Below are 3,924 nucleotides of genomic sequence, written 5' to 3'. Positions count from 1 at the left end.
GCCGCGGTCCCGCCGCCCCACCACGCCCCCCTCCACCCACAGCCGTCATCGGGGAACCTCGGTGGCGGATGGCCGCCACGGACCCTCCCCGATCGTGTGTGACCGGCCTCCGCCGGCGCCCACCCCGCTTCGATCCCGCCCCCACCCCGCCCCAGCAGCGCTGATCGGGGAGTGTCGGTGGCGGATGGCGCCGCGGACCTTCCCCGATCGTGTGGGACCGGCACGGGTCGGCCGTCCACAGGGGCGTCCGTGGGGGTCGCATGCACCGGGTGCCGGGGCCGTCTCGCGGCGTCCGCCGCCGTGGCGCGATCGTCGGCGGATGGGAGTGGACCGCCTCCGCGTCCTGGCCATCGCCCGACGCCACGACCTCGTCCTCAGCGCGGCCGAGCTGTCGGGGGCGGGCGTCGAACGGAGCTGGGTGCAGCGTCAGGTGCGGTCCGGTCAGTGGCAACGGCTGCATCCCGGGGTCTACGTGGTCCACGCGGGTCCGGTGCCCTGGCGGGCTCGTGCCCGTGCCGCCCTCCTCCACGCCGGCCAGGACGCGGCCCTCAGCCACCGCTCCGCGGCGTTCCTGCACGGATGGTCCCCGGCGCCCCAGGTCATCGACCTCTGCGTGCCCCACAGCCGACGGGTCCGGCCCGGTCCGAGCGTCAGGATCCACCGCCGCAGGATGCTCACCGTGGTCCGGGGACGGCTGACGGTCGTCGCCCCCGGCGCCACGGTGGTGGACCTGGTCGGCGCGGCGCGCACGACCGACGACGCCGTCGCCGTCGTCACCGCGGCAGTGCGGGCCGGCACCCGGCCGGAGGAGGTCCTCCAGGCGCTCCGGGACCGGTCGAGGGTCCGCCGCCGCCGGCTGCTCCAGGAGCTCCTCGAGGCTGCGGCGCAGGGTGTCGAGTCCGCGCTCGAGCTGCGGTACCACCGTGACGTCGAGCGGCGCCACGGTCTTCCGCGAGCGGCACTCCAGCAGTGGCAGCGGCTCGGGGAGCGGTGGGTGCGGGCGGACGCGATCTACGAGGGCACCGGGGTGAGGGTCGAGCTCGACGGCCGTGTCGCCCACGAGGGGCGCGTCGACGACGACGTGTGGCGCGACAACGCCGTCGCCGTCGCGTACAGCGAGCTCACCCTGCGCTACCGGTGGTCGCACGTCGCAGGGTCACCGTGCCGGACGGCGGCCCAGGTCGTCGCCGCGCTCCGGTCGCGGGGCTGGGCCGGGACGCCGCGACCGTGCTCCCCGTCCTGCCCGGTCCGCTGACCCGCGGTCCGACATCGGCACGAACGGGGAAGGTCCGTGGCGCCAGGCGCCACGAACCTTCCCCGTTCGGGTGTGCGGGTGGGTGGGTGCGGGTGGGTCAGCCGACCGGGACGGCCAGGCGGTCCACGAGGTGCGCGGGCACGACGTCGTAGTGGCTGTGCTCGGCGGTGAAGGTGCCCCGACCACCGGTCAGCGAGCGCAGGTCCATGACGTACCGGGCCAGCTCCGCCTCCGGCACGGTCGCCTCGATCACCGACCGCCCGTCCGCGAGGACGTCGGTGCCGCTGATCCGTCCGCGCCGGCCGCTGAGGTCGCCCATGACGTCGCCCTGGAGCTCGCCGGGCACGACCACCCGGACGTGCGACACGGGCTCGAGCACGACCGTGCCCGCCTTGGCCATCGCCTCCTTGAGGCCGATCGACGCGGCCGTCCGGAACGCCATGTCCGAGGAGTCCACCGAGTGGTACTTCCCCTCGTAGCACTCGACCCGCACGTCGACCACGGGGAACCCGTGCAGCCCGCCCGCGGCCATCTGGTCCATCACGCCGCGCTCGACGGCCGGGATGTAGTTGCGCGGGATCGCCCCGCCGACGACCGAGTCGACGAACTCGCTGCCCTCGCCGTGCCCGCGCGGCGTGACCCGCAGCTGCACCACGGCGAACTGCCCGTGGCCGCCGGACTGCTTCTTGATCTTGCCCTCGACGTCGGCGGGGCCGGCGATCGTCTCCCGGTACGCGACCCGCACGGGCGCCGTGGTGACGTTCACGCCGAACTTGCGGGCGAGCTTCTCCAGCGCCACCGCGACGTGCACGTCACCGGTCCCGCGCAGCACCGTCTGGCTGTGCCCACCCGCGGCGGCCCCGCCCTCGGTCGTGCGGTCCACGAGCAGCGAGGGGTCCTCGGCGCAGAGGCGCTGCAGCGCGCCGGACAGCTTGTCGTCGTCGGACTGGGTGACGGGCGTGAGCGCCAGCCCGTAGACCGGGCGGCGCGCCGGCGGCGCGGGGACGACGACGGGCGTCGACCTGCGCGCGAGCGTCGACCCGGTGGGGGAGCCGGCCAGCTTCGCCACGGCCGCGATGTCCCCGGCGACGACGGCGTCCGTGGGCAGGTGCTCCTTGCCGCGGAGGTGGAACAGCCCGTGCAGGCGCTCCTCGGCACCGGTCACGGCGTTGACGAGGCGGTCGTCGTTGCGGACCGTGCCGCTCAGCACCTTGAACAGCGACACCTGGCCGACGAATGGGTCCGCGACCGTGCGGAACACGTGCAGGAGCGGGTCGCCGGACGGGTCGGGCGCGACCTCGACCTCCGCCCCGTCGCCGTTCGCGCCCACGCGCACCGTCACGGGACGGGGGGCCGGGCCGATCTCGCAGAGGAAGTCCGCCAGGCGGTCCACCCCGACGCCGGTGGCCGCCGAGCCCAGCACGACGGGGAACTCCGTGCCGTCGAGCACCTCGTGCGCGAGCGTGCGGCCGAGCTCGGCCGCCGTCGGCATGTCGCCGGACAGGTACCGCTCGAGCTGCTCGTCGTCCCCGGAGACGATCTCCTCGGTGACCTCGTCGTGGAGGCGGCGCTCCTCGTCCGCGACGTCGTCGGGCATGGGGCCGGTGTGGTGGGTGCCGTCGCCGTCGTACTCGAAGGCCTGGTCGGACAGGACGTCCGCGACGCCGTGCAGGCGCTCCTCCTCGCCGAGCGGCAGCTCGAGGGCGACGAAGCCCGTCCCGAACCGCGCCCGGAGCTGGTCCAGGACGCGGTGGAAGTCGGCGCGCGGCTTGTCCTCCTTGGTCACGAACACGAGCCGGGGCACGCCGAGCGCCACGCAGCGCTCCCAGACGGCCTCGGTCCCGACCTCCACGCCGTCCACGGCGCTGACCACGACGACGGCGAGGTCGGCGACCTGCAGCGCCGCGTCGACCGAGCCCGCGAAGTCGGCGTAGCCGGGGGTGTCGAGGAGGTTGACCTGGTAGGTCACGCCGTCGGGTGCGGTCCACGGAAAGGGGGCGACCGCCAGGGAGAGCGAGATGCCCCGCTTGATCTCCTCGGGCTCGGTGTCGCACACCGTGCTGCCGTCCTCGATGCGCCCCATGCGCGGGATCGTGCCCGCGCGGTGCAGGAGTGCCTCGACGAGTGTCGTCTTGCCGACACCGCTGTGGCCCACCAGGGCCACGTTGCGGATCCTCGGCGTCGCTGCCTGGTCCATGACGGATCTCCTTCGTTGGAGTGGCCCTTGGCGGCAGGTTAGTCACGGGCGGTCGGCGGCAACAGGACCACTGGCCCTCGACGGCCCGGCCGCACGTGTGCCGACGACGACGCCCCGGGGCGGCAGGCGGACGCAGTCACCCGGGTGGCCGCGGAGGCGCCCGACAGCACGACGGGGTCGGCCAGGTGAGCCTGGTCGACCCCGTTCGATGCGCGCCGCACGACGCTGTGGACGGTCGCGGTCCAGCACCGTTGCGCACCGGTGCCGGCACCACGCAGGCGGGCCGTCTCGCCTGCACAGGGCGTCACGGTCTCCGCTCGACCCCGGAGGGCCGCCGGTCGCTCTCGCGCCCGGGTGAAGAACTGTTGATCACGTTACGAAACGGTCACGGGGCGGGTGAAGGGGACCAAGGTCCCTTCTTCCGGGCTGTGCACGCTCCCATCTCCTACGGGTGACGGGTGACGGGTGACGG

General features: G+C 74.5%; 2 protein-coding genes. One reads left to right on the top strand and one right to left on the bottom strand.

The features are described from left to right. The first annotated feature begins 319 nt into the window (after positions 1-319). Positions 320-1,255, top strand: a complete 936-nt coding sequence (locus tag N866_RS21085) for a type IV toxin-antitoxin system AbiEi family antitoxin domain-containing protein (RefSeq protein WP_155855446.1) — start codon at positions 320-322, stop codon at positions 1,253-1,255. 97 nt (positions 1,256-1,352) lie between these two features. Here the strand turns inward: N866_RS21085 and N866_RS17035 are convergent, their stop codons facing one another. Then, a complete protein-coding gene (locus N866_RS17035) occupies positions 1,353-3,452 on the bottom strand; it encodes an elongation factor G (RefSeq protein WP_034228733.1) in 2,100 nt (699 codons plus the stop codon). Positions 3,453-3,924: the final 472 nt, after the last annotated feature.

Source organism: Actinotalea ferrariae CF5-4, from assembly GCF_000603945.1.
GTDB classification, from domain to species: domain Bacteria; phylum Actinomycetota; class Actinomycetes; order Actinomycetales; family Cellulomonadaceae; genus Actinotalea; species Actinotalea ferrariae.
Note: the sequence above shows the minus strand (reverse complement) of the source record. Positions and strands in the feature narration are given on the sequence as shown.